The organism is Caballeronia zhejiangensis, assembly GCF_022879815.1.
GTDB classification, from domain to species: domain Bacteria; phylum Pseudomonadota; class Gammaproteobacteria; order Burkholderiales; family Burkholderiaceae; genus Caballeronia; species Caballeronia zhejiangensis.
Genome location: NZ_CP084287.1, coordinates 84,939 through 109,862 on the forward strand (window position 1 = coordinate 84,939; position 24,924 = coordinate 109,862).

The window sequence follows — 24,924 nt, forward strand, 5'->3', positions numbered from 1 at the left end:
ACGTGAAGCATATTTCGAGATAGTCGCGGCGTGCATCACCGATTTTTGCGCGGTTGGTCGAAGCGTGTATATGCACATAGTATAGCAGCTCGTTGAGCGGTGCGAGAGTACCCTTAGAGGCGTTAACAAAATGACGTTCGCAGTTGTCGCCAGCATATGATGCAGCAAGCGATTTTCATGAAGGCTTCGTGGATAAACGCGAGCCGTTCGAAGCGGATGCGCAGTCGGCGGAAGTTGTGAAGCCACGAAATGGTCCGCTCCACGACCCAGCGTGTTTTACCCAATCCGCTGCCGTGAGGCTGGCCGCGCCGAGCAATTTCCGTGGCAATGCCCGCTGCGTGCAACGGACGTCGATGTTTGTCGTGGTCGTAGCCTCTGTCGCCTTGAACGACCCGAGGCTTCGATAGTGGTCTGCCAGGCTTGCCGCTGATGGGCGGAATAGCCTCGACCAGTGCTTGAAGTTGAGTGACGTCGTTGCGGTTGGCGCCGGTCAGTATCACCGCGAGCGGAATGCCCTGCGCTTCGGTGATGAGGTGGTGCTTTGAACCGGGTCGCGCGCGGTCTGTGGGATTCGGTCCCGTTTTTGACCCGCGCCCATAGCACGGATTGAAGAGGAGTCGACGATGACTCGAGACCAGTCGATTTGGTCGGCGGCCCGAAGCCGCGCAAGGAGCAACTCGTGCAACTCGTCCCAGACGCCTGCCTCCTGCCAGTCACGCAGGCGACGCCAGCAACTCATGCCACTGCCGCAACCCATCTCGCGAGGAAGAAGGTCCCAGCGCAGGCCAGTCTGCAAGACGAAGAGGATGCCTGTGAGCACCGCACGATTGTCGAGCGGTTTGCGCCCTGGGTAACGGTGGCGTCGTAGTTTTGGAGGGGGCAGTAACGGTTCGATGAGTGCCCAGAGTTCGTCGTCGAGTATAGGTTTAGCCATGTTCCTTTCATCGCCGAAACAATGAACAGGTTAACAGCATTCATCGAGGGTTAACAGCCCCTTTTCTTCATTTTGTTAAGGGTTCTTAGACCACTACGCGGCATTGCCGTTGTCCCAGGCGACGAGATGTCGTTCCGGCCGCTGTGCGCTGCGATCTCTGCACTTTGCTAGGTGAAAGCGGTGAAGGATTCGCGTCCGTTGCTCGTCCCGAAAGCCCTGCGCGTTGCAGAACGCGTGGTGGCGACGTTCAATACGTCGAAGCGCCGCACGCCCGTTGCGCCTCGTGAAGGTTGAACGTAGCCCGATAGAAAGGTCAGCCCGTGCGACGAACCTATCCGAGATATAACGCCAGCGGTGATTGTCGTCACCATGTAAGCAAATTAAGCATTTCCTTCAGAACGCTCGGAAACTGGATGCATATACGCGTATACTAGCCCGGTTGCCACAATAAATTGGGGGCGTTCCGTGGAATTGCTTCAATGTAACTGCTCGTTTTTACGCAGCGCGACACGCGCGCTAACGCAGGCATATGATGAGGTATTGAGGCCGAGCGGTCTGCGCATGACCCAGTTCTCGATGCTATCCCGAGCGTCGGCCGTCGGTGAAATTTCGGTAAGCGAACTTGCCGATCTGATGGCGATGGACCGCACCACTCTCGGGCGAAACCTGCGCCCGCTCGAGCGTGACGGTCTCGTGCGGGTTGACGTTGGATCAGATAGGCGCGAACGATTGGTCACCGTGACGTCAACTGGCGCGAAAGTTTTAGCCGCTGCGTTGCCGCTGTGGGAGGAAGTGCATCGACGTTTCGAAGGGAAGGTTGGTAAGCGTGAAGCGAAAGAACTGCGCATGACTCTCAAACATCTGGTAAGCATAGGACGGGAATTGTCGGAAGAAAACGCGCGCCAGGCTCAATGAAGGAGAACCGTACGGGCGGTGATTCGGTCATTTCAGCGTCTCGGCAGCTGGGTCGGCCGCCGTCGTGCGCGCATCTGATGCACGTTCGCCGCTAGGCAGTTGCGTTGTACTCGTCGCCGATATCACAGCGCGACTGGCGTTCTCAACGCAACCCGCGACTGCGTGCAGTCCGGGTGCGCCATCGCTCTTTTCGGGGCTGGCATATGTGAGCGGACACTGTTTATCCCCGGGGAAGAAGTTAATACCGGCCTGGTGCGCGCGTAGAAAGATTGCTTTGCACCTTACAGATAGGTGACGAAACGGATTGACGGCATGCGTACTCCCGGCGATCTTTTGGGGGCGCGCGATCCAAGCATCGCGCGGGAGGAGGCGCGCCTTGAGACCAACCGAAGGGAGACCAAAGATGCATCCATTGAGAGCGCTCAGAGAATCCGGGGCGCACAGCCCGAAGGATATTAGGGCAATACTTGCAGAAGACATAGTCTTCAATTCGCCTGTACTGACGCGACCGTTGGTCGGCGCAGACATTGTCTCCACGGTCCTCGCTGCGTCAGCGCTCGCCAGAGGCGTCGGGGGAAAGTATGTCTTTGAACACCGCCTTGACTCAAGGACGACCATTTTGAGATGGCAAGGCGCAATTCAAGGCCATTCTCTAGAAAGCATTGAGATTCTAGTCGACGACACGAATGGTCTATTAGTAGAGCGGACGATCGCGTATCGTCCTCTACCCGCTGTCGAATTGTTCCGTGACTTACTTTATCCTCTAATAAAGGATGTCGTTCCCGAGGACTCGTGGGCTTACTGAGAGTTGAACCGGCCGTGATCTGCGTCGAATCCGCCGCACGGTCTGCGCGCTAGCTTACTCCGCGGGCGGCTCTAGGCGTACCGACTAACTGGGCCTGCAGGCCGCGTTCGGGACCGAAGTGATCGCAGCAGCCATCCTGTTCAACCGGACCATGGTCATCTAATTCGGCGGCTGGCATGGGGGGTGCTAATGACGCTGGATGCAGCCGACGCCCTTGACCGAAACGCCCGGCCAGGGCGATTCATACGCGAAGCACCGACCAACAACACTAACATAGCGAAGTGGCCCGACAATCGCATCTCACCACGTTATAATAGGCGTATATACACGCACCTTGGATGTGCGCCTATTGCGGCACTGTACATGGAGCAGTGACTGTGCGCGGCACCGATGGCTTTTTGCAGCCGGATCGTTTTCTCTTGGACGACCTTATAGCGGCGCTCTCGACCACCGATGTATCAATTCTCGCGGGCTGCACCGTGCCCCGTCCGCGTAATCAGCGATTCGCCGAGGCCGCGTTAGCTCAACAAATTGAAGCCCGAATCGCAGGTCTTGGGCGATGGGTTTAACTTAGGGGTTGCCACCATGGCCTTTATAACAAGCATGAAGATTGGCCGACGCCTCGGTGTCGGCTTCGCACTCGTACTGCTGCTAATGTGTGCTGTCGGATGCATCAGCCTCGTTCAGTCGTCCAGAATCTATGACGGGACCCGCGCGATCTCGGAAGACTGGTTGCCCAGCGTAGAAGCGCTGAGCGAGATTCGGCGCCGGGCCGATGACGTGCGCCGTGTCTCTCTGCGGGAGTTACTCCCGGTGGATGAAAAAGGGATGAGCGAGCTGCGTGCAAGGCGCGCCGAGGGAGTGACCGGCTTAGCGGCCGCATTGAAGGAGTATGAGAAGTACCTTTCGTCAGATGACGAAAGGAGGCTTCTCGAGGCCATCCGTTCGTCTTGGGCGCGTTATCTTGAGACGAGTGACCGGATCGAAGCGTTGATGGGTTCAACCGACGTCAATCTGTCCAACGCCCGGCAGCTCGCGGCCGGCGAAGGGGTTTCGCGCTTTGCGGCTATGCTGTCATTCATCGACGCGGACACCAAGCTGAACCACGAGGGCTCGGCGAGGGAAGTCCAAGCTGCAAGCGCGGCTTTTCTCAGCGCACGCCGATGGACACTCTCCCTAATGATCGCTGCGTTGATTGCAGGAATATTGACCGCTTTTTTCATAACTCGGTCGATTACTGTTCCACTGCAGGAGTCGGTGCGTGTGGCGGAGAAGGTCGCACGAGGTGATCTGACGTCAACTGTAGAAGCGAAAGGAACCGATGAAATTAGTCTTCTGCTCGCGTCGCTCCAGCGCATGAACGAAGGGCTCCGCGAGACCGTGGCACGCGTGCTTTCTGGCAGCGGAAGCATCACAATTAGTGCCACGGAGATCGCGACGGGGAACGCGGACTTGAGTCAGCGTACCGAAGAGCAGGCGGCATCCTTACAAGAAACGGCTGCCAGCATGGAGCAATTGGCGGCGACCGTGCAGCGCAACGCTGACGATTCAGCGAAAGGGAATTCCCTCGCATGGGCGGCTTGCCAGACTGCTGGCCGTGGAGAGGCCATAGTAGGGCGGGTCGTCGCGACCATGAGTGAGATCTCGGACAGTTCCGAAAAAGTAACGCAGATAATTTCGGTTATAGAAGGAATTGCCCTTCAGACCAACATCCTGGCGATCAACGCTGCGGTCGAGGCCGCGCGCGCGGGAGAGCAGGGAAGAGGATTCGCTGTAGTGGCCAGTGAAGTACGCACGCTAGCGCAGCGGAGCGCTTCGGCTGCCAAGGAGGTCAAAAACTTGATAAATAAGGCTGTCTCAACAGTCCGCGATGGCCACGCCTTGGTTGAGGATGCGGGACATACCATGCGTGAGATACTTGAATCGGTGCAGCGGGCTGCCGACCTTAACGAGAAAATCAGCGCTGTTTCCGCCCAACAGCACTTGGGAATCGCACAAGCGACAGCTGCCATTTCGCAAATTGACGAGGTGACGCAGCGCAATGCGGCGCTGGTAGAGGAGGTTTCCGCAGCTGCTCAGTCGATGGCGGAGCAGTCGCGTTCTTTACGCGACATTGTGTCGGTATTCAAGATGCCAGAGCATGACAGACAGCCAAGTCTGTGACAACGAGATCCGGCCTGCGCGGACGGGCCACATCGATGGCTGCCTGGCAACGCGACACTTCTTTGTCGTGAGCGCGTCGCGATAGCAAAAGCTCAGATGCCAACGGCCTCTACTTCCTTAAGCATTTGGCGAAGCGATCTAGCAAGCAGGCCGTGCACGTCAGAGCGGCTGGCAAAGGGGGCCGCTAGAATGCTAGGTTGAGTTTCGGCGATTAATTTACTGCTAGCGCTGTGAGAGCTTGGTGGCTTCAGACCGTGTGTCGCCAGCGGTTCTTCTATGGGAGCGAAAGCTTATGCCATTAATGAACATGAGAGGCAAATGAGGCAGCAAGAGACCTTCACTCAATGACTGTCTCGTTTTCCGCTGACAGTTCGCGCCCCACCGTCACAATCCGCTTGAGCGTATGGCGTAGATCCTTAGATTCTCTTTTCCCAAACTTCTGTTCGAATCGTTGGTGCACGCTCTCCCAGAGAGGCATCGCATTTGTCAAAACCTTCTGGCCGGCAGCGGTAACACTGACAAGTCTCGCGCGCCGGTCCCGGCCGACCTTGATCTCTACAAGACCCTCGCGTTCAAGCGGTTGGAGGTTGCGGGCTAACGTGGTTCGATCCATTGCCATCAAGTCTGCCAATTCACTCAAGGGCATCTCTCCGACTGCCGACGCGCGCGCGAGCATGGAAAATTGGGTGATACGCAGTCCGCTTGGCCTTAGCACCTCGTCGTACGCTAGCGAAAGGGCACGAGTCGCGCTACGCAAAAACGAGCAGTTACATTGCAGCAATTCCATAGGGGCCTCTCAAAAGCAAGGGTCATGGCTCGGTTAGGCGTTTGCGGCTTTTCTATCGGCAGTTTTAAGGAAGACAGTGCTTGGGAGTCTCTGCGTCGCGGCGCAGAGGTCCCATCATTGAGCAATCACTGCAGGAAAGCTGGGTCCTTCGTCATGACGTTCCGGATAGTCAGTTCGTCAATCTCTTCGATGCTGTAGCCCAGTTCTCGAAGCACTTCGCCGTTGTGCTCCCCGCGAAAAGCTGGCAGGCCGGGGTGCTCAAGCTCATTGGCCGAAAAACGCCAAGGCTTACCTGGCACACGAGCAGTACCGCCCGCTCGATCATCGATGCTTTCCGTCGCCCCCCACCATTGCGCCCATTCGGATTCGGCGAAATCTTTGATATCTCTTACGACACCGAAGGCGAGTTTGGCCTCGTCGAGTTGGGCGTCGAGTGCTGCAAGGCTATCAAAGGTTAGGATCCAGTCCTGGACGATCTGATGAAAGTCCGCGAGATTCTTCTTACGGAGTTCCGGCGTCAAGAAACGCGGATCGCGCGCGAGGTCCGCACGCCGCATCGCGCCGATGTAGAGCGGGAACGAGAGGCTCGCAACGACGCTGGTCGCGATGGTGATCTTTTCTCCGGTGCTGGTTCGGAAGAATGGCGAGAACGATGGACCCAGCGCCGGGGGCTCGGCTCCGAGATCAGCATCGGACAAGTCCACGTGCACCCGCTCATTTATGGCCAGCATGGTCGCGGCCATTGCAACGTCAATATGCTGCCCCTCACCGGTGACGCTGCGGCGATGCAGTGCGGCAAGCACGCCAATCGTCGCTTCGAGGCCGGTGTATATGTCAGCATGTGAATATGGGTCGTGACGGTCACTCGCTAGGTCATCTCCGAGATGGGAGAGAAAGGTTGACGTGAAACCCGACTCTGCATGCACAGTCGGCGCATAGGCGGCACGGTGAGAAAGCGGCCCACCTTGACCGTATCCACTGATCGACACATAGATAAGTCTTGGATTAATGTCGCGGACGGACTCGTAATCAAGACCAAAGAACGCCAGCGTACCGGCTCTAAAGTTCTCAACGAGAATGTCGGCTTCAGCGATTAGTTTTTTCGCAATCTCACGCGCCTCTGGGTAATTCAAATCGAGGCTCACGTTGCGTTTGCCTGAATTCTGCTGAATGTAGTAATACGAGATCGAATTGTTCTGAGGCAGCGCGGAACGCGATATGTCCGGCCGCGGCGGTTCGATCTTTATAACGTCGGCACCGAGGTCATGCAGAGTCTTCGCACAGTGCGGTCCCGCGAGCACGCGCGAGAAATCAATTACCTTGATGCCTGAAAGTGGCCCCTTGCTCATGTCATCCTCGTTTTCAGTTTCCTTCAAAGACCGCGCTGCCGGGCCCCGTTGCCGCGAAAGCTTCCAAACCTCGTTTAAGGTCGGCCGTTCGATAAATTGGATCCGAAATATCGGCCATTGCTTCGTCGGCTGCGCGCATCCCATTGTTGCTGTAGAGCGACGCGAGTCGCTTGGTGGCCCCGTGAGCGACGGTCGGACCAGCGGCGATCTCTCGAGCAAGGGACATCGTCACCGTATCGAGCTCGGTGTCCGGAACGACGCGATTAATCACGTTCCAACGTTCGAGCGTCGCAGCGTCGTGCCTGCGAGCAAGCAGGACCATTTCTTTTGCTCTGGCAAGGCCGACACGGTCGATGAGACGCTGCACCCCGCCCATGAGAGGGTGCAGCCCTAGCGTCGCTTCGACCAGGCCCATCTTGGCAGATGCTGCGGCGACGATCAGATCCGACGCAAGAGCAATCTCGAAACCTCCGCCAACGGCAATGCCATGGACCGACGCGATAATTGGAATTGGAAGCTCATCGAAGGCACGAAGAACGCCTACAAAGTCAACGTCGTTACGACGCGCACCTGCGTTCTCGAAAAGGGACATTTCCGCTCCTGCCGAAAAATGTCGCAGTCCACTCCGAATGACAACCGCCCGCGCTTTTTCTGTCTCCGCACGCTTCAGATTCACGACCAACGCTTCTGACAGCGTTTTGCCGACAAGATTGTGCGGGGCGAACTGCATGGTGATGAGAGCGACATCCCCGTCCTTCGCGAACTGGATTGGTCCTGTGGTAGATGAGGTCATTTTGTTCCCCTGGTTAGGTAACGTGTGGTTGGGAGGGCCAAATGGTTTGACGTCAGTGCTCGACTGCTTGCTCAGCACCGTATCCGCTAAGCATTCGAAGTTGCTGCTCTTCAAAACGCGTATCGGGTGTTTCTCGCGATGTCATCAACGAGACGAGCCAGCCCGCTAGAAAGCCGCACGGAATACTAATAATGCCTGGATTGGCAAGACTAATTAACGGAGCAGTGGCTTTGAGCACGAGCCCCTGCGGCCCGATAACGGCCGGCCCGACAAGGACAAGCCCGATGGAAGACAGAACACCTACGGCCACCGCCGCGACGGCTCCTGCATCGGTGAAACGACGCCAATAGAGCGTCATTAGAATCACCGGCAGATTTGCGCTCGCTGCAATTGCAAAAGCAAGTCCTACGAGGAACGCGACGTTCAACGACTTCACTGCGAGCGCGAGACATATTGCGACCACCCCGAAAATCACAGTGGCCACCTTCGCGACCCGCACTTGGCGCCTATCCTGGGCGTCAGTTCGGAACACCAACATCGCAAAGACGTCATGAGCTATCGTCGATGCGGACGAAATCATGATGCCAGAAACAACTGCCAGGATCGTTGCAAACGCAACCGCAGAAACACAGGCGAGCAACATCTCGCCTCCGAACGAACCGACACCTCCGCCCAGTGTGACGGCAAGTAACGTGATCGCGCTATTGCCGGCCTTGTTTGACTGGAGGATTGACTGGGGGCCGACGATCGCCGATGCCGCAAAGCCAAGGAGACATACCATGATTGCAAACGAAGTCATAACAATCAGCGCAACCTTTGCGGAGTGGCGCGCATCGACTGCCGACGGCACGGTATAAAAACGTGTCATGACGTGTGGCAAGCCGGCAGTTCCCAGCGCGAGGGCTATTGCCAGCGATACGGTATCCAACGGATTTTTGAGATATGCGCCAGGAATTAAATAACGGTCAGGATGCAAAGAGGAGGCTTTCGCCTTGGTGAACATTGCGCCAACGTCGAACGAGAAATGTGCAAGCGCCATCGCCAGCAGCAATGCGGCAGCTGACCATACAAGAATCGCCTTAACGATCTGAACGTACGTTGCGCCCACCATGCCGCCAAAGAGTACGTAGGCGATCATGAGGATGCCAATCAGAATGACCGCAGCGTCCGTGCCGATCGGTAACAGGAGACTCGCAAGCGCGCCGGCGCCCACTAGTTGAGCAAGCAGATATGCCAATGCGATCAGCAGCGACGAAAAAGCGGTTGCTCCACGAACAGGCGCAGACGGCAGCCGAAGAGCCACGACATCAGATAGCGTGTACTTCCCACAATTGCGGACCGGCTCCGCAACGATCAGCATGATCATCAGCCAACCCACGATGAATCCAACTTGATAAACGAGGCCGTCAAATCCGAAGAGCGCCACGAGCCCGGTTACACCAAGGAAGGACGCGGCAGACATGAAATCCCCGGAAATCGCAAGTCCGTTCTGCATCGGCGTGAGATTGCGTCCGGCAACAAAGAACCCCGCCGCTCCCTTTGAGCGACGCGATGCCCAGCGTGTCAGTACGAGGCTAAGAAGAATGAAAGCGGAGAACGCTGCTATCCGAACCCCGCCTCCGGACATGAAATTAGACATGTTGACCTCCACGGTTAGCTCGCTGAGCATTCAGCCGGAGAGACGTCGCGCGTGCATCGAACTTGGCTGCCGCCCACGTACAGTAGGCCCAAAATGCCACCACCGTTACAAGCAGCTGCGCGCCGACTGCTGCGAGCCCGACGTTGACTTCACCGTACAGAGACTGGCTCATTGCATCGGGTGATGACAGCACAATGATCAGCAAGCCGAAGTAGATAGCAAGCGAGCTTGCAAGTAGCGGCCATACGAAACGGTTCCGGGCCTTAGCTAATTCCCACGTTTTAGCAACAATCTCGGTTGACTCGTCCGCCGTTTCGGCAGCTTCCAGTCGGTCAAATTCAACATTTCCAAACTCTGTCGGGTGCATCTCCGCCTCCTTGCCTCAATGTTTTCGTGACATGCTGACTACATATGCTAAGTCGCAAGTGTCCGCGCGGCACTCGCGTAAACACCGTTGACAATGGGAGTATATACACGCAATATCGCCGCATCAAAGCAATTTGCATTGCTTGGTGTAAACACCAACAAGAGCCACGCCGTCAGGCTGAATCAAAAGGAGCCGCCATGAGGAAGCAACGTAAGGTCATCGTCACTTGTGCAGTGACGGGAGCGATTCACACGCCCACACTTTCGGCCTATTTGCCGTACCGACCCGGGGATATCGCTGAGCAGGCGATTGCTGCGGCACAGGCCGGCGCGTCGATTCTCCATCTTCATGCTCGCGATCCGGAGACAGGTGCTCCGACAGGCAGCCCGGAGATCTTCGCAAAGTTTCTTCCCGTTATTAAGGAACGTACGAACGCCGTAATTAACCTCACAACGGGCGGAAGTCCAGAAATGACGGTAGAGGAAAGGTTGGCGGCGGCGCTGAAATTTCGTCCAGAAATGTGTTCCCTGAACATGGGCTCCATAAACTTTTCGATGCACCCCTTAGTCGAGAAGGTATCGGAATGGAAGTTCCCTTGGGAGAGGGAGTATCTCTTGAATAGTGAGGCATTCATTTTCCGCAACACGTTCCGAGACATCTCCAGGATCTATCAACTGATGACGCAATACGGCACCCGTTTCGAACACGAGTGCTATGACATTGGACATCTGTATAACCTTGCGTATTTCCTCGACAAGGGGCTAGTCAAGCCACCGCTATTCATTCAGAGCGTGTTCGGAATCCTTGGAGGAATCGGCCCGGAGGCCGACAACGTCGTGTTCATGCGGCGAACTGCCGACCGCTTGTTCGGTGACGACTACGTTTGGTCAGTCCTTGCCGCTGGGCGCCACCAGATGCCAGTGGCGACGCAGTCTGCGCTAATGGGTGGAAACGTTCGCGTTGGGCTTGAAGACAGCCTATATATCGGGCGGGGGCAACTAGCAAAAAGTAATGCAGAGCAAGTTCGGAAGATCAAAGGGATGCTGAGCGAGCTTTCCCTCGATATCGCGACCCCGGACGAGGCGAGGGCGATGTTGCAACTCAAGGGCGCGGATAACGTTAGCTTTTAGCGATGCACCTGTCCGGCAGCGAGATAGCGAACAGCTTAAGGTCAATCAACAAGGAGACATATCATGAAGCCAGCCTTCAACAACTTACGCATATTGCGCGTCCTTTCATTCACGGCACCGCTTTTGATTACCACGTCTTTACGCGCAGCGACAGTGGAAGTTTCTGAAACAGCGATGGTCGTGCAACACGTGACTGTTTCTTCAAGCAAGGCTTACCCCGCCGTAATTGCGGATATTGAGAGCAATCTCGCAAAGCTCGATGATCGGTTTCGCCAGCTGGCGAAAGAAAAGCGTACGGACGAACTGCAGGCGGACCTTCAAAAGGCCGCGGGAAAGTACGGTCTGATGATCCATTACACGGGTGCATTCACTACGTGGTTGGCGGCTTTGAAAGGCGTTCAAAAACGTGGAACGGAATATTTCACCGGCAACATTCTGACCGCCGTCGAGATGACGAACCAACATATGGGGGCGGGTCTTTATGCACCGTTGCGTATCATTGTCTATGAAAACGCCCAGGGTGGTACGACTATCGAGTACGACAAGCCCTCGACGCTGCTGAGTCAATACCATAGCGCCGCAATTGATGTACAGGGCCGGTCACTTGACGAACGCCTCGCGCGCCTTTGCAACGCGGTGCTTCAATAACCAGTACCTGACGCACCTTCGCCTGCCACTGACGCATCCACGGCAGGTCTTCTTCCTCGCGCGTGCTCGTCTATCCGGCGTGAAATCGCGCCGGCGACAGGCTTCCTAACAACGGTGGCAAATGAGAATACTAGTACTCGGAGCGGGCGCTCTAGGTGGATATTACGGTGCTCGACTCCTGCAAGTAGGGGGCGATGTGACGTTCCTTGTCAGGCCCAAACGCAAAGAATTGCTGCGGGCGAACGGGCTCGCCATTAAGAGCGCCTTCGGCGACATCCAGTCAGAGGTCAAGACCGTACTGGCGGAAAATGTCGGCCCACTGTATGACATGGTGCTCCTTACCTGCAAGGCTTACGACCTCGGCGATGCGATCGCCTCGATTGCTCCTGCTGTTGCAGACCACACGATGATCCTTCCGTTGCTTAACGGACTCTCAGCTTATGACGATCTCGATCGTCGCTTCGGTCGGCGCCGCGTCCTTGGCGGTATTGCATATATTGCGACGAAACTGATGTCTAACGGCGACATAGCGCATCTCAGTCAATTTGACAGATTAATCATCGGGACGCGCGACCGAGTGCAGGCAGATGCCGCCCGCGACATTTACGAAATCTTTTCGCGTACACCCGGAGACCGCACGCTGTCGCAAAGGGTAGAGCACCAGCTGTGGGAGAAGTGGGTCATGGTTTGTGCAGGCGCGGCAGCAACGTGTCTAATGCGCTCTACGATTGGCCGAATTATGCACACAGCGAGTGGTGAGCATTTAATTCGCGCATTAATCAGGGAATGTCAGCAAATAGCACAGCAGTCGGGATTCGCACTCAACCAAGTAGCTCTCGAGAGCATCGAAGCTTCTCTGCTTGACCCGCGGTCCACGTGGGCAGCTTCGATGATGCGCGATATCGAGTCCGGGACGAGGCAGATCGAAGCAGATGCAATCGTCGGCGACATGATTCGACGGGCCAAGCCTCATGCAATCGAGACGCCATATCTTGACCTCGCATATTCGCATCTTCAGGCATACGATTTTCAGCCTGGCGCACTATGAACAAGTGCGGTCGTGTCGGTTGTTTCTCACCTACGACTGATCTGACGCGTTCAAGGCACGCGTCGCTGTCGTTACATGACGTTTTTGCAAACGGAGAAATGAGATGTTTAGGGATACCGAAATTGTATTGACTGCACCCGTCCGTACGGCGATTGGGGCATTCAACGGCTCTCTCAAAGGCGTGCCGGCGACCGACCTCGGCGCCTGCGTTGTGAAAGAGATCCTTCGCCGCACTGGGTTGCCTCCGGCGAAGGTGGAGTCTGCCGTTTTCGGCAACGTAATTCAGGCGGGTAATGGAATGAACCCGGCGCGCCAGGCATCGATCAACGGCGGACTTTCCGTTTTTACCCCGGCCCTAACGGTGAACCGCGTATGCGGCTCCGGCGCGCAAGCTATCGTAACGGCCGCTCAGGAAGTCGCCCTCGGCACTGCCGCTGCCGTAATTGCCGGTGGGATGGAGAACATGGACCGCGCGCCATATCTTCTTCCTGACGGCCGTTGGGGTAGTCGCATGGGGCACGTGCAAGTTATTGATGGCATGCTGCGCGATGGGCTGAATGATGCTTTCTCGAACGAGCACTCCGGCTGGCACACAGAGGATCTAGTCGCTGAATACGATATCAGCCGCGGGGCGCAAGACCGTTGGGCAGAGCGGTCCCAGTCCCGGTTCTCGAGCGCGCAGGCGAATGGGCGGTTCACAGAAGAGATTGTCCCTCTCGACATCACCCTTGGAAAACGACGCGTCCAGTTTGCGGTCGATGAGCAACCGCGCCCCGACTCGACGTTCGAAACGCTATCGAAACTGCGCCCGGCGTTTAGGCCGAACGGCACCATCACTGCGGGCAATGCGCCGGGTTTGAATTCTGGAGCCTCAGGCATGCTGGTTTCTACGCGAGCGTTTGCCGACCGAAACAACCTTCAGCCCATTGCGAAGCTTGTTGCCTTCGCGGTTTCTGCAGTTGAGCCAGGGATCTTCGGTATCGCGCCTGCCCCCGCAGTCGAACGCGTCCTTGAGCGCGCTGGATGGCGGCTTAGCGATGTCGATAGGGTGGAAATCAACGAAGCTTTCGCCGCTGTTCCGCTAGCCGTAATGAAGAAAATCGGTCTGCCAGAGGAAGTAGTCAACGTGGAGGGTGGGGCGATTGCGCATGGGCACGCGATCGGCGCGACTGGCGCCGTCCTCACGACTCGCCTGCTTCACTCTTTGGTGCGCGACGGCCTAAAGCGCGGCATAGTCACGTTGTGCATCGGCGGTGGCCAAGGTATCGCACTCGCGCTCGAGACGCTTTGACTCCACAGCGACGGTGCGAAGGTCGCTCATGGCGACAATCGCGCGCTCAACGCTGTGCTTGTGTTTTGCGTCGGAGGGGGGCCGCCATGCCGGGGCCCCCGGCTCGGCATAACGACCACACCGGCCGGATGCGGCATCGCAGGACTACCATCTATACAGCGCAACTCGATAGACCAACTTTTCGGAACGTGGCTGACCGCCGGTTTGCGGCATAGGCACTTGCGGTGAGCGCAGCATTGCATTATGCTCGTAATATAGACGTACGACCGTAATCCAATGCCGGGTTCGATTCATTGGGCCGTTCGGCACGTCGGAACGTTAACCAAGGAGGTGGTGCCATGCAGGGAAGAGCCGAAGGGAATAAAGGTGAGTCTGACGCGCTCGCGTCGCTGGGCGTCGCCGCAGCCGCCAAGGCCATTCGCAACCGAGAGATTTCATCTGAGTCCTACGCAAACGCCTTGCTACAGCGGGCTCGCGATTACGCCGATCTTAATTCGTTCATCACAATCGATGAAGACGCCGTGCTGCAAGCCGCTCGCGCTGCGGACAAACTAGTTGCTAGTGGGATAACCGCCCCGCTTCTTGGTGTTCCGGTTGCTGTGAAGGACAGTTATCTGACCGAGGGGCTTCGTTCAACGATTGGTCTCTCGACGCTGGGCCACTTTGTACCGGAGCACGACGCGGACTCGGTGCAAGCAATCAGAGACGGCGGCGGCATCATTTTCGGCAAGAACAACCTAGTCGAAATGTCCTTTGGCCTGACGGGGCACAACGAGGCCTTCGGGCAGGCGAAAAACCCTCACAACGTGGACCACGTCTCCGGCGGCTCCTCCGGCGGTGGAGGGGTGTCTGTTGCCGCTCGGCTTGTGCCCGCATCTCTTGGGGGCGACACAATCGGTTCGATTCGTGTGCCTGCATCGCTGTGCGGCGTTGTCGGATTCAAGCCTACCACTGGCAGATGGCCGCGCGCCGGTGTAGCTCCGATCTCTCACACGCTGGACACAACGGGGGTCTTCGCCCGAAATGTCGACGATTGCATTTTGATCGATCGGGTCGTTACACGAGACGAAACCCCAGACTCCAATGCGGATTCAAGCCTTAGAGGGGTCACGTTGGCTTACGCACCGCGGCAGTATTTGGAACTGGTTGCGCCTGAGGTTGCTGCACGGTTCCTCGAAACTATTCGTCGATTCCGCGACGCCGGCGCAAACGTCGTCGAGGTGGATCTTGGTCACGATTTTTCAGGCCGCGCGCTGACTGCGACATGGAATATTTTCTTTCGTGAGACGAAGGCCGCGGTCGAAAAATTTATTAGGCAGAACAACGTCCCGACGACGTTCGAGTCGATTGTGGAGGGTTTAAAGCCCGGGCTGAAGAACGTCTGGGGTCATCTGGTGCTTCCCACCGGGGAAGGCTACATCTCCGACGACGTCTATCACCAGGCGTTGTGGGCCGAACGCGCGGAAATCAAGCGTCGGTATGCCGAAGCGTTTTCAAATACTGGTGCGCAGGCACTGATCCTCCCGACTACGCCATCCGTTGCGCCGATGATCGGCCAGGAAGACAAAATTCTTTTGGGGGACCATGAGGCGAGCCAACTCGTGCTCGCCAATAACACCATCCCCGCCAGTGCGGCCGGCCTTCCGGGCATCAGCCTCCCCATGGGCGTGTCCAATAAAGGCCTTCCTATCGGTCTGGAGCTAGACGGCCCCTTTGGCCGCGACAGGGCGCTTCTTTATGTAGCCCGGCGAGTGGAAAGAGTGCTGGGTACGTTGAGTGCACCCGTCTGAGCAAGATTCAGAGAGTCCGATTCACGACTTCGCAGTCCGTCACAGCGATACATATTGGGAGCAGAAATGGTTCATCCGGTTTTTGAGACGAAGACAATCGCCGTCGAGCACGTCACCATCCGTTCCAATCAAGCATTCGCCTCCGTGAAAAGCAAACTTGAGCGATTGGTGACGCGCATTGACGACGGCATCTTTACATTGCTGCGTTATGGCGAAACGGTGCGCGCTCTGAAAGAACTAGAAGCGTTGCCTGCTTTATCCATCTTCGGGTTCAGAGATCACGGGGCGTTGCTGGGAATTGCGGGTCCGCGTCGGCATGCGATTCAATATGACATCGGAAATCCGCTGACAGCCTCTAAAATGACACGACATGACATCGCTGCAGGCTTGTACGCCCCAATTCGCGTCCTACTTAGCGAAGATGTCGACGGCGTCGTGTCTTTCGAGTACGACCGCCCCGTGTCAACGTTCGGGCAATTCGGTAGCGCTGAGATCGACAAAGTTGCCGTGCAACTGGACAAGGACCTTCGCGCGGTGCTGGAAGAGGCAGCGTCGTGACGTAGACTAGGCGCAGAAGGCGCAGAATCAGCCCTCTGCGCCACTACTGCAATGTTCGATTTTTAATAAAGCTTATGCGTTTCGAAAAAGGCCACAAGGAAAATACGCGCAGACGCATCATCGACGTCGCTGCGAAGCGGTTCCGGCGGGACGGGATTGCAGCATCTGGCCTGGCCGGCATCATGGCTGAGTCTGGGCTGACGAACGGAGCGTTCTATCCTCATTTTGACTCCAAGGACACATTGGTTAAGGAGGCACTTTCGAGTGCTTTGCAGGACCAGCAATGCGCGTTGACCGACGATGAGACAGGGGCGGTTTCCATCGAGGACGCGATTCGGCGCTATCTAAACATGTCTCATTTGCTCGGATGCGCAGAGGGATGTCCGTCCGCGGCATTACTGCCAGAGATCAGCCGCCAGCCCGAGCCCACAAAAAAGATGTACGAGGAAGCCTATCGTTTGTATGTTGACGGCCTGGCGAGCTTCCTCCCCGATCCTCGTTCCCGCAAAAGTCGACGGCAGGCAGCTGCTATTTTTGCCCTGATGGTCGGTACCGTTCAAGTCGCACGGGCCGTGTCTGATCCGCGTTTCGCGGAGGAAATCCTTGAGAACGGTGTACAAGCAGCGCTGAAATTGTCGCGCGGGTGATGGTGAGGGGCGGACGCTTACTTCGGTCGGCTCAGGGGCACATTTCATTTGTGAATTGCGTAGCAGCCCGCAAATGACCTACGAGACGCCCGGCATTTTACATAACCGTAGTTATCGCATTTTAATTTCGAGAGGCCTTATGTCAAGGACCGTCTGCTGACTAGCCTCGTTACGCGTCACATTATGTCAATTCAAACGAATCGCCGCAGGTGCTGTCGGCTGGACAGCCGATGCCAGGTCGGCATCCCGATTTGTACCGTAGCGCCGCCGATTTTGCGCCGCTAGGCTGGATCGTTTCGTGATCGCCGCGGAGCACAGACGATGGAAAGCTGGCGAACAGGCTATCTTGGGATCCGTCAAGTACCCCGCGATCTGAGCGAGTTTGAACTCAACACTTTCTTCACGTTCTCGAAGCAAGAGATCGCGCTCATCAAGACGCGGCGATCTGATCTATATCGTCTCGCCGTTGCGTTGCACGTCGGGTTCATACGAATGTCCGGCCGATCGCTGGATTCCTATCGCCAGATACCTGCGATGCTGTGGCGGCACCTCGGTCGACAATTGCATGTCCAGCCGCCCGATCTCGGAACGCTGCGCTCGATCTACGACGGACGCTTCGATACGCTGTCCGACCATCAACGATTTGCTCAAATCATCGCGAACTTCCGCACGATCTCAGAGCACCAACGTCGATACGTGATCCGTTGGCTGAAAGAACAATTGACGGGTCGCCCAGAGCGCGGCCAATTGGGCAACGACCTGAAGCAATGGTTCTACGAACATCGGATCGTCATACCCAACGAACGGACAATCCGACAGTTCATCGTCCAAGCAGTTCGCGATATCGAGAGTTCGCTCCACGAGGAATTTCAGCGAACCTTCGGCCCGGAGAAATTGGACAGCTGGGCACGCCTTTTACCCCAGCCACACAAGGAGTACGTGAGCCTGCAGGGCTGGCTTTGGGCTGTGCCGCTCCGTGGTTCGACTCAGCAGATGGGTGAAGTGCTGGATAAGATTAATCTCCTTACCATGCACGGCGTCGCATCCCCATGGCCAAGCGCATGCAACGATGCCATTGTTCGCTACTACGCTCGTCGCTGTGCCAACCGCTCTCCATCCATCAGCAAACGGATCGCGCCGCAAAGCCGGAGGCTCGAGGCCGCCTGTTTCATGCGTTATTCGCTGTGCACGGCGACCGATCACGTACTCACGATGCTCCGGCGCTGGGTGCAGAAAGTCGTGAATGATGCATCTCGCGCGCTCGACGCGGCGAAGAACAAGCTTGACGATCAGCTTCGCGAGTTCGCCCTGGCTGTGAAGGCGTTGGCGATTGACGAGTCCCTGTCGCGCGAACAGCTTGGTAGCGCGCTCTGTGAACTGGCCGACACAGTTCTCTGCCCACCGCAAAGCCGCCGCAGCCTCATGCGGCAGCATCTAATCGGCAAGCGACACTCGGCACGGAACCTATTGATGCGGATAGTGCAACTGCCCTTCGAGGCTGATTCCACTCATCCCGTACTCGACGCGATCGTTCTGCTTCGGGATCTTTATCGCCGTCACGCTTACTTACTGCCCGATGGGTTGAATATTCGTCTGGGTCGCGCGTGGCGCGAAGCGATCGACGGATTCGACCGAATCAAAGCCATGAAGGCGTTCGAATGGGCCACGTTGTTCGCCCTGCGCGTCGCGCTTCGCAACGGATCCGTCTATGTGGAGCATAGTTTCGCGTTCCGTAGTCGAACGCGCATGTTGATTCCGATGGGCGAGTGGATCGCCAAACGCAACAATCTTTACGGGCAACTGGGTCTTCCGCAAGATCCCAAGGAATTTCTCGATCCGATCCTTGCACTTCTCGATCAAAGGCTTGATCTTTTGCTCGAAGCGGTGAAGCAAGGGGATGTGCAAGTTGATACGGCCGTGCATTTGAGTCCGCTCAATGCCCAGCCGGCGGACAACGAAGCGGATCGCCTGCGACAGGCGATCTACCAGGCGCATCCGCAGGGGCAACTACCGGAGATCATCCTCGAGATCGATAGCGCAACACGATTCAGTTGGCTTTTGCTCGGGCGTGAACCTCGCTCACGAGTGGAACTGCTGATGGTCTATTCCGCCGTGCTCGCGCATGGAACATCTCTCTCGGCCGCGGAACTCTCTAGGATGGTGCCCGAGGTGTCAGGCGACGCGATCCGGCAAATGATGAAACGCTTGGCGGACGAGAGAAAGCTGGGGCTTGCCGCCGATGCAGTTCTTGAGTTCATGCACGAGCACCCTATCGCTGCTCACTGGGGCCGTTCTGATCTCGCGTCTTCCGACATGATGTCACTCGAAACCACACGAAAGGTATGGCAGGCTCGGGCAGATCCGCGGCGCCGCTCGGCATCCATCGGAATGTACACACACGTGCTCGATCGTTGGGGCATCTTTTACGATCAGCCGATCGTTTTGAATGAGCGGCAAGCAGGTGCGGCCATCGAAGGTGTCGTGCGCCAGAGTGCCACGAAAGACATCGCTCAGCTCGCTGTCGACACGCATGGGTACACCGATTTCGCGATGGGCCTGGCCCGCGCGCTTGGATTTGATCTCTGCCCTCGCCTGTCGCATCTTCGTGATCGTCGGCTTCACGTTCCTCGCAGCCAGGACGTGCCGCAAGAGCTTTGTGCCGTGACAGACCGCGACATCAGACTTGACCTCATCGCTGAAGTCTGGGACGAGTTTGTCAGGATTGCTGCATCGATTCGCTCAGGAAAATGTACTGCAGTGGAAGCCCTAACCCGCTTCGGCTCAGCAGCGCGTGGGCAGCCGGTCTATGACGGAGGCGTCCACATCGGTCGGCTGTTCCGTAGCATCTTCCTGATCGATTACTTCACGAACACGACATTCCGGACGGAGCTGCAGCACGTGTTGAATCGGGGCGAGGCCGTGCATGTGGTTCAACGCGCGATTCATGTTGGACGCATCCCCGTCGAATTGGCACGGCGCGAAGATTCGCTCTCAGCCGTGTCTTCCGCATTGACGCTGCTTGCGAACATTCTGATGGCATGGAATACGACCCACATGCAGCATGCGCTCGAGGCGCTGCAAGCCTCCGGAGGCGAATCGCCTGGAGCCGAACAGCTCAGAAGGATTGCGCCGACGCATCTGGAGGGCATCAACCTGCGCGGAACCTTCATTTTTCCGGTTGGGCGCTACGCAAGCAGACTCCTTCCAAGCTTGGTTCAAAGTACGGCGACGCGTGAAGCCACTCAGCGCGCATAGCGATGCGCCGGATCACGCTCGGGGGTAGACAGTAAGTCCCTGATCTAAAAAGGTCTTATTTTGGCGCCAGAACGCAAAGCCTTGTCGGAGCTAGATCGCCCTAACCCGGAATTTGCACGGAAATCAAGGTCACCCCCATACTCGGTGTCCTATCCCGATATCGTCGTGGTGAATGACGGTGTGCCCGTCATCGTGACCAGCGACGCATCGTCCGGCTTTAAGCTGTCCCCTCAGCAGTTGGAGGCCGCGATAACGCCCAAGACGAAGTGGCTGATTCTGAATACGCCGAACAACCCGACGGGCGCAGTCTACAGCCGCAGGGAGCTGTCCGAACTCGGCAAGTTTCTCGAACGCCATCCCCACGTCTGGCTCATGTCGGACGAAATCTATGAACACTTTGTCTACAACGGTGCGACGCACGTCTCTCCGGTAGCGGCGATTCCCGCCCTTCAGCAGCGTTCACTCATTGTGAACGGTGCATCAAAGGGCTATTCGATGACCGGTTGGCGGCTCGGCTACGGCGCGGGGCCGACGCAACTGGTGGATGCCATCACGAAGCTTATAACGCAGACCACGACTTGCCCCAGCGCAATCAGTCAAGCTGCAGCGGTGGAGGCGTTCGGCGGAATACAAGACGCGCCACATCACGCAGGAAAAGTGTTCCAACAGCGAGGCAAGCTGATGCGTGAGTTGTTGAAGGACGCTCAAGGGTTTGAGGTCGGCGAGTTGACGGGCGCGTTCTACCTCTATCCGTCAGTGGCTGGTCTTGTTGGGAGGACTACGCCCGCCGGCGAAGTCGTCGCGAGCGATGTTGCCGTGGTCAAGTTTCTGATCGAAGAGGCGAAGGTCGCCACACTCGATGGCAGCGCTTATGGCCTGTCCCCGCACCTTCGCTTTTCGTTCGCGACGTCCGAGGAGGCAATTCGCGAAGGCTGTAAGCGAATCGTCCGAGCTTGCGCAGCACTTAGCTGAGCAACTGGCGCTCAGAGATACGTTGCTCTGAGCGCTTCAGACCCGCAAGACGTCCGTTGGATGCATCCAACTTCTGGAGGAAAATCATGGACCGTGACGCAAACTCTTCTGCACCTGAACCGGCCCTGCCTCACCGCGACCAAAAGACGGGCGGCGAGTTAGTGACTTCCGGCGCGCGCGGCGAGACAGTCAAGAGCGACCCCTCTTACGAGCGGGACTGGATGTGCGAGTCCTTGCCGTTCTCAGCAGCGGAGTGGTGAATCGCTGAACTCAAGTCAGGTTCGACGCCAGTAAACTGGCGTTGAAGTCGCAGGCAGCGTTGAGGCGAAGAAGTCGCCACGTGGGGAGGCGAAAAGCGCGACGGAGAAAGGACCGTAGCTGAAGCGTCCGCGCCATCATACTTCCACCGCCTTTATCATCTCCTCGACGACCTTCTTCGCGTCCCCGAACACCATCATCGTCTTGTCCATATAGAACAGTTCGTTGTCGAGGCCGGCGTAACCTGCGGCCATCGACCGTTTGTTCACGATGATCGTCCGAGCCTTGTACGCTTCGAGAATCGGCATCCCCGCGATCGGCGATTTCGGATCGGTCTTCGCGGCCGGGTTGACGACGTCGTTCGCGCCGAGCACGAGCACCACGTCCGTCTGACCGAACTCGCTATTGATGTCCTCCATCTCCTGAACCATCTCGTACGGCACTTCGGCTTCCGCCAGCAGCACGTTCATGTGCCCCGGCATCCGCCCCGCGACGGGGTGAATCGCGTACCGCACATCGATGCCTTTCTCGACGAGCTTGTCGGTCAGCTCCTTCAACGCGTGCTGCGCGCGCGCGACCGCGAGGCCGTAACCCGGCACGATCACCACGCTTTCCGCGTTGCCGAGCATGAACGCGGCGTCATCGGCGGAACCGGATTTGACGGGGCGCTGCTCCGTCGATCCGCCCGCCGCCGCACCGCCCGCCTCGCCGCCGAAGCCGCCGAGAATCACGTTGAAGAACGAGCGGTTCATTGCCTTGCACATGATGTACGACAGAATCGCACCCGACGAGCCGACGAGCGAACCCGCGATGATCAGCATCGGATTGTTCAGCGAGAAGCCGATGCCCGCCGCCGCCCAGCCCGAGTACGAGTTCAGCATCGACACGACCACGGGCATGTCCGCGCCGCCGATCGGAATGATGATGAGCACGCCCAGCGCGAACGCGATGATCGTCATGATGATGAACGGCAGCCACGATTCGGTGAGCATGAAGATCACGCCGAAGCCGATCATCGCGATGGCGAGCAGCAGGTTGATCAGATGCTGTCCCGAGTACGTGACCGGCGCGCCCTGAAAGAGCCGGAACTTGTACTTGCCCGAGAGCTTCCCGAACGCGATGACCGAGCCCGAGAACGTGATCGCGCCGACAAACGTGCCGATGAACAACTCGACCCGATTGCCATACGGAATCGGCTCGCCGAGCGGTGCGAGCCCGAACGCGGCGGGCTCCGCCACGACACCATAGGCGATGCAGACAGCCGCGAGACCGATCAGCGAGTGCATCGCCGCGACGAGCTCGGGCATCTTCGTCATCTCGACTTTTGCCGCGATGTACGCGCCCGCGCCGCCGCCGATGATCAGCGCGACGAACAGCAGCGTCGCTAGATCGCGGGCCGATGCGAAACCATGTCCTTGCCCGGAACCTGGACGCGTGCTCGGTAAATCTGGGCGCTTCGAGACTCCGTGACGAAGATGTCTCGGTTTTCAGGCCCGCCGAACGCGAGGTTCGTGGAAAGATTTCCGGCTGGCGTATTTACCCGGTAAGTCGGCTCACCCCGAGCATTGAAAACCCAGACGGCTCCCATACCGGCGTGGGCAATCAGGAGACCGCCCGAGGAATCCAGCGCGAGACCATCAGGACCAACCCCGCCCGAAAGCTGGATGAAGGTACCGACCTTTGCAACACCACCATTGAGGATCGGCACCCGCCACACCGCATTCGCTCGCGTGACCGCGAGTAGCAGCGCACGTTCATCAAGGTCCATCACCAGGCCGTTCGGGCTGGGGACATTCGACAGCAGGCAGTCGACCTTTCCGTCCCGCGTTACGCGGAATAAGCGCCCGGTCGGATCATGAAGGCCGGTGAGTCCTTGATCTGTAAAGAAAAGGTCCCCATTGGCCGCGAAGAACAAGTCGTTGACGGCCTTGAATCGCTCCATGCCTGCACGAACCAAAAAGGGCTTTACAACGTTCGAGCCCGGCTCATGCACCATGATGCCGTGCTTGTAGTCGGCAACGAATACGAGACCGTCTTCACGGATCTTGAGACCGTTCGGCCAGCCGTCGTATTCCACTGCCACCGAGAAGTGACCTTCTTGGTCGATGTTGAGCAGTCGCCCGTTGACTACATCCACACACCAGAGAACGCCGTTGCGGTCAAAAGACGGTCCTTCAAGGAAACTCGAAGCGTGCAGGCCAGCCGGTTGGCCCGCATTCCATTCACTTTTTTGACTACCGGTGCGCAGCTCGTCGGGCAAGCACGCAAACGGCTGAGCCTCAAGCGTTTCGGGTAATGCAAACATCGCTCGTAGTCTCCGTTGCAGTGATAGGACGACGGGTCAGCACCAGCGTTGCAGCAGCGGCCGCCAGCACCAAAACTCCAGTTATAACGAACCCTGCCTGGTAGCTATGCGTCATCGATACGACGTAGCCGGTTGCGATAGGAGCCATCAGGCCGAAGCCGTTGCCGCCTACGCTAATCATCGCGATGGCCGTCCCCGAATCTTTTTTAGACGGCAACAAGTCATTCACCAGCGAGAGGTTCGACGCGACTGCGGCGGTGCAGCCAGTGAGGGAGAGAGTCAGCAGAAGCATCACGAGCCACAGCTGGTCGGCCATCGGAACCAACAGAATGAGTGCGGACATCAGCAAGCATATGGCGACCACGGCTCTGCGACTGCCACCGGCGATGTTCTTACCGCGCAGATACCGGTCACTGCACATGCCGATCAAAACACCAAGCACCGCTGCACCGGCGTAAGGAAGCGCGGTGAAAAGGGCGCTTCGCGTGATGCTCATGCCTTTTTCCGCCTGCAGGTAGCTTGGCATCCAGGTGAGAAAGAGATAGGTCGCATATACGGCGCAACCATGAGTGAAAGCGATGGCCCAGATGGTTTTCGAACGAACCAACGCGCCGAAACCGAGCCGCGCCGGCTCTACCGTGCTCGAAGGTCCTACGGTGTTTCGAGACGAAAGGATGTGCTCACGCTCCTGCGCGCTCAGCCACTTCACGTCCTCCGGCTGTCTGAACCACAACAGCCGTGCGGCCAACCAGACAAACCCAGTTGACGCGGCAACCAAGAACGCGGCGCGCCAACCGTAGGTCGTCACCACCCATCCTAGTCCGATAGCGCCAATGGCCGGTCCCAAGAGACTGCCCGCGTGAAAGATGGACGTTGCGATTCCGCGCTCCGAGGCAGGCGCCCACTCGCGAATCACTCGGCCGCCGGCGGGATACGAAGTCGATTCACCTAGGCCCATCAAAAGTCGGGTCGCCAGCAAAGAAATGAACCCGCCCGTGAAAGCGGTTAATGCAGTCGCCAGCGACCAGAACCCGATGCCCCACGCGTTAAGGCGTTTGCTCCCGAACCGGTCGACCAGCATGCCCATCGGGATGAGCGCGACAGCGTACAGCCAAAGAAACGATGAAAAAAGGTAGCCGAGATTGACCGGCGACAGGGACAACTCCTTGCTTATCTGGGACGACGCAATGGATAACGCGACGCGGTCGACGTAGTTCACGACCGTCAATAAAAATAAGAACAGGTATATCCAATATCGGCGTTTCATTGC

The 24,924-nt window shown here is 57.5% G+C and carries 19 protein-coding genes and 1 pseudogene; 11 read left to right on the plus strand and 9 right to left on the minus strand.

Annotated features, from left to right (window positions below; all coding sequences use genetic code 11):
• Nucleotides 1-122 precede the first annotated feature (122 nt).
• Nucleotides 123-934, minus strand: a protein-coding gene (locus LDZ23_RS30000) for an IS5 family transposase (RefSeq protein WP_244808631.1) whose coding sequence is annotated in 2 segments (ribosomal slippage) — nucleotides 123-586 and nucleotides 586-934 — 813 coding nt in all. Because the reading frame shifts where the segments join, the coding sequence is not laid out codon by codon here.
• Nucleotides 935-1,495: 561 nt separating this feature from the next.
• Between LDZ23_RS30000 and LDZ23_RS30005 the strand changes: the two genes are divergently transcribed.
• Both LDZ23_RS30005 and LDZ23_RS30010 read left to right on the plus strand, forming a co-directional pair.
• Nucleotides 1,496-1,849, plus strand: a complete 354-nt coding sequence (locus LDZ23_RS30005) for a MarR family winged helix-turn-helix transcriptional regulator (RefSeq protein WP_244808632.1) — start codon at nucleotides 1,496-1,498, stop codon at nucleotides 1,847-1,849.
• Nucleotides 1,850-3,239: 1,390 nt separating this feature from the next.
• On the plus strand, nucleotides 3,240-4,817 hold the full coding sequence (locus LDZ23_RS30010; RefSeq protein WP_483299597.1) for a methyl-accepting chemotaxis protein: 1,578 nt from the start codon (nucleotides 3,240-3,242) through the stop codon (nucleotides 4,815-4,817).
• Nucleotides 4,818-5,154: 337 nt separating this feature from the next.
• Here the strand turns inward: LDZ23_RS30010 and LDZ23_RS30015 are convergent, their stop codons facing one another.
• The 5 genes from LDZ23_RS30015 to LDZ23_RS30035 all read right to left on the minus strand — a co-directional run bounded on the left by LDZ23_RS30015 (nucleotide 5,155) and on the right by LDZ23_RS30035 (nucleotide 9,752).
• Nucleotides 5,155-5,604: a MarR family winged helix-turn-helix transcriptional regulator gene (locus tag LDZ23_RS30015; protein ID WP_244808634.1), complete on the minus strand. Its 450-nt coding sequence runs from the start codon at nucleotides 5,602-5,604 to the stop codon at nucleotides 5,155-5,157.
• Nucleotides 5,605-5,729: 125 nt separating this feature from the next.
• Nucleotides 5,730-6,953: a CaiB/BaiF CoA transferase family protein gene (locus LDZ23_RS30020; RefSeq protein WP_244808635.1), complete on the minus strand. Its 1,224-nt coding sequence runs from the start codon at nucleotides 6,951-6,953 to the stop codon at nucleotides 5,730-5,732.
• 13 nt (nucleotides 6,954-6,966) lie between these two features.
• Nucleotides 6,967-7,746 carry an enoyl-CoA hydratase/isomerase family protein gene (locus LDZ23_RS30025; protein ID WP_244808636.1) on the minus strand — a complete coding sequence of 260 codons (780 nt, stop codon included), beginning with the start codon at nucleotides 7,744-7,746 and terminating at the stop codon, nucleotides 6,967-6,969.
• 52 nt (nucleotides 7,747-7,798) lie between these two features.
• Nucleotides 7,799-9,385, minus strand: a complete 1,587-nt coding sequence (locus LDZ23_RS30030; RefSeq protein WP_244808637.1) for a solute symporter family protein — start codon at nucleotides 9,383-9,385, stop codon at nucleotides 7,799-7,801.
• The gene (locus LDZ23_RS30035; protein ID WP_244808638.1) at nucleotides 9,378-9,752 is read right to left on the minus strand and encodes a DUF485 domain-containing protein; all 375 of its coding nucleotides are present in this window, start codon (nucleotides 9,750-9,752) and stop codon (nucleotides 9,378-9,380) included. Before LDZ23_RS30035 ends, LDZ23_RS30030 begins: the two co-directional genes overlap by 8 nt.
• A gap of 197 nt (nucleotides 9,753-9,949) precedes the next feature.
• On the opposite strand from LDZ23_RS30035, the gene kce reads away from it, so the two are divergent.
• From kce to LDZ23_RS30080, 9 genes are all read left to right on the plus strand, one after another.
• Complete coding sequence (gene kce / locus LDZ23_RS30040) at nucleotides 9,950-10,882, plus strand: 3,5-dioxohexanoate:acetyl-CoA acetone transferase (protein ID WP_244808639.1); 933 nt, start codon at nucleotides 9,950-9,952, stop codon at nucleotides 10,880-10,882.
• Nucleotides 10,883-10,945: 63 nt separating this feature from the next.
• Nucleotides 10,946-11,530, plus strand: a complete 585-nt coding sequence (locus tag LDZ23_RS30045; protein ID WP_244808640.1) for a DUF302 domain-containing protein — start codon at nucleotides 10,946-10,948, stop codon at nucleotides 11,528-11,530.
• A gap of 121 nt (nucleotides 11,531-11,651) precedes the next feature.
• Complete coding sequence (locus tag LDZ23_RS30050) at nucleotides 11,652-12,578, plus strand: 2-dehydropantoate 2-reductase (RefSeq protein WP_244808641.1); 927 nt, start codon at nucleotides 11,652-11,654, stop codon at nucleotides 12,576-12,578.
• A 103-nt stretch (nucleotides 12,579-12,681) separates the two neighbouring features.
• A complete protein-coding gene (locus LDZ23_RS30055) occupies nucleotides 12,682-13,869 on the plus strand; it encodes a thiolase family protein (RefSeq protein ID WP_244808642.1) in 1,188 nt (395 codons plus the stop codon).
• 338 nt (nucleotides 13,870-14,207) lie between these two features.
• Nucleotides 14,208-15,659 (plus strand): amidase family protein, encoded by a 1,452-nt coding sequence (locus tag LDZ23_RS30060; protein WP_244808643.1) that lies wholly within the window; start codon nucleotides 14,208-14,210, stop codon nucleotides 15,657-15,659.
• A 66-nt stretch (nucleotides 15,660-15,725) separates the two neighbouring features.
• Nucleotides 15,726-16,217: a DUF302 domain-containing protein gene (locus LDZ23_RS30065; RefSeq protein ID WP_244808644.1), complete on the plus strand. Its 492-nt coding sequence runs from the start codon at nucleotides 15,726-15,728 to the stop codon at nucleotides 16,215-16,217.
• Nucleotides 16,218-16,291: 74 nt separating this feature from the next.
• Nucleotides 16,292-16,864, plus strand: coding sequence for a TetR/AcrR family transcriptional regulator (locus LDZ23_RS30070; protein WP_244808645.1), 573 nt, complete (start codon nucleotides 16,292-16,294; stop codon nucleotides 16,862-16,864).
• A gap of 321 nt (nucleotides 16,865-17,185) precedes the next feature.
• Nucleotides 17,186-20,119: a Tn3 family transposase gene (locus LDZ23_RS30075; protein ID WP_244808646.1), complete on the plus strand. Its 2,934-nt coding sequence runs from the start codon at nucleotides 17,186-17,188 to the stop codon at nucleotides 20,117-20,119.
• A 144-nt stretch (nucleotides 20,120-20,263) separates the two neighbouring features.
• Nucleotides 20,264-21,091: an aminotransferase class I/II-fold pyridoxal phosphate-dependent enzyme gene (locus tag LDZ23_RS30080; RefSeq protein WP_244808647.1), complete on the plus strand. Its 828-nt coding sequence runs from the start codon at nucleotides 20,264-20,266 to the stop codon at nucleotides 21,089-21,091.
• 395 nt (nucleotides 21,092-21,486) lie between these two features.
• On the opposite strand, the pseudogene LDZ23_RS30085 reads toward LDZ23_RS30080, so the two are convergent.
• The 3 genes and pseudogenes from LDZ23_RS30085 to LDZ23_RS30095 all read right to left on the minus strand — a co-directional run.
• A pseudogene (locus LDZ23_RS30085) lies at nucleotides 21,487-22,728 on the minus strand (NAD(P)(+) transhydrogenase (Re/Si-specific) subunit beta); the annotation flags it as partial.
• Between the two features lie 5 nt (nucleotides 22,729-22,733).
• Nucleotides 22,734-23,654, minus strand: a complete 921-nt coding sequence (locus LDZ23_RS30090) for an SMP-30/gluconolactonase/LRE family protein (RefSeq protein WP_244808648.1) — start codon at nucleotides 23,652-23,654, stop codon at nucleotides 22,734-22,736.
• Complete coding sequence (locus tag LDZ23_RS30095; protein WP_244808649.1) at nucleotides 23,629-24,921, minus strand: MFS transporter; 1,293 nt, start codon at nucleotides 24,919-24,921, stop codon at nucleotides 23,629-23,631. The genes LDZ23_RS30090 and LDZ23_RS30095 overlap by 26 nt, the downstream gene beginning before the upstream one ends.
• Between the last annotated feature and the right edge of the window lie 3 nt (nucleotides 24,922-24,924).

What these genes read in the sequence shown, in the direction of transcription:
- LDZ23_RS30005 (WP_244808632.1), top strand. Translation starts at nt 1,496, where the DNA reads ATGACCCAGTTCTCGATGCTATCCCGAGCGTCGGCCGTCGGTGAAATT.
- LDZ23_RS30010 (WP_483299597.1), top strand. Translation starts at nt 3,240, where the DNA reads ATGGCCTTTATAACAAGCATGAAGATTGGCCGACGCCTCGGTGTCGGC.
- LDZ23_RS30015 (WP_244808634.1), bottom strand. Translation starts at nt 5,604, where the DNA reads ATGGAATTGCTGCAATGTAACTGCTCGTTTTTGCGTAGCGCGACTCGT.
- LDZ23_RS30020 (WP_244808635.1), bottom strand. Translation starts at nt 6,953, where the DNA reads ATGAGCAAGGGGCCACTTTCAGGCATCAAGGTAATTGATTTCTCGCGC.
- LDZ23_RS30025 (WP_244808636.1), bottom strand. Translation starts at nt 7,746, where the DNA reads ATGACCTCATCTACCACAGGACCAATCCAGTTCGCGAAGGACGGGGAT.
- LDZ23_RS30030 (WP_244808637.1), bottom strand. Translation starts at nt 9,385, where the DNA reads ATGTCTAATTTCATGTCCGGAGGCGGGGTTCGGATAGCAGCGTTCTCC.
- LDZ23_RS30035 (WP_244808638.1), bottom strand. Translation starts at nt 9,752, where the DNA reads ATGCACCCGACAGAGTTTGGAAATGTTGAATTTGACCGACTGGAAGCT.
- kce (WP_244808639.1), top strand. Translation starts at nt 9,950, where the DNA reads ATGAGGAAGCAACGTAAGGTCATCGTCACTTGTGCAGTGACGGGAGCG.
- LDZ23_RS30045 (WP_244808640.1), top strand. Translation starts at nt 10,946, where the DNA reads ATGAAGCCAGCCTTCAACAACTTACGCATATTGCGCGTCCTTTCATTC.
- LDZ23_RS30050 (WP_244808641.1), top strand. Translation starts at nt 11,652, where the DNA reads ATGAGAATACTAGTACTCGGAGCGGGCGCTCTAGGTGGATATTACGGT.
- LDZ23_RS30055 (WP_244808642.1), top strand. Translation starts at nt 12,682, where the DNA reads ATGTTTAGGGATACCGAAATTGTATTGACTGCACCCGTCCGTACGGCG.
- LDZ23_RS30060 (WP_244808643.1), top strand. Translation starts at nt 14,208, where the DNA reads ATGCAGGGAAGAGCCGAAGGGAATAAAGGTGAGTCTGACGCGCTCGCG.
- LDZ23_RS30065 (WP_244808644.1), top strand. Translation starts at nt 15,726, where the DNA reads ATGGTTCATCCGGTTTTTGAGACGAAGACAATCGCCGTCGAGCACGTC.
- LDZ23_RS30070 (WP_244808645.1), top strand. Translation starts at nt 16,292, where the DNA reads ATGCGTTTCGAAAAAGGCCACAAGGAAAATACGCGCAGACGCATCATC.
- LDZ23_RS30075 (WP_244808646.1), top strand. Translation starts at nt 17,186, where the DNA reads ATGGAAAGCTGGCGAACAGGCTATCTTGGGATCCGTCAAGTACCCCGC.
- LDZ23_RS30090 (WP_244808648.1), bottom strand. Translation starts at nt 23,654, where the DNA reads ATGTTTGCATTACCCGAAACGCTTGAGGCTCAGCCGTTTGCGTGCTTG.
- LDZ23_RS30095 (WP_244808649.1), bottom strand. Translation starts at nt 24,921, where the DNA reads ATGAAACGCCGATATTGGATATACCTGTTCTTATTTTTATTGACGGTC.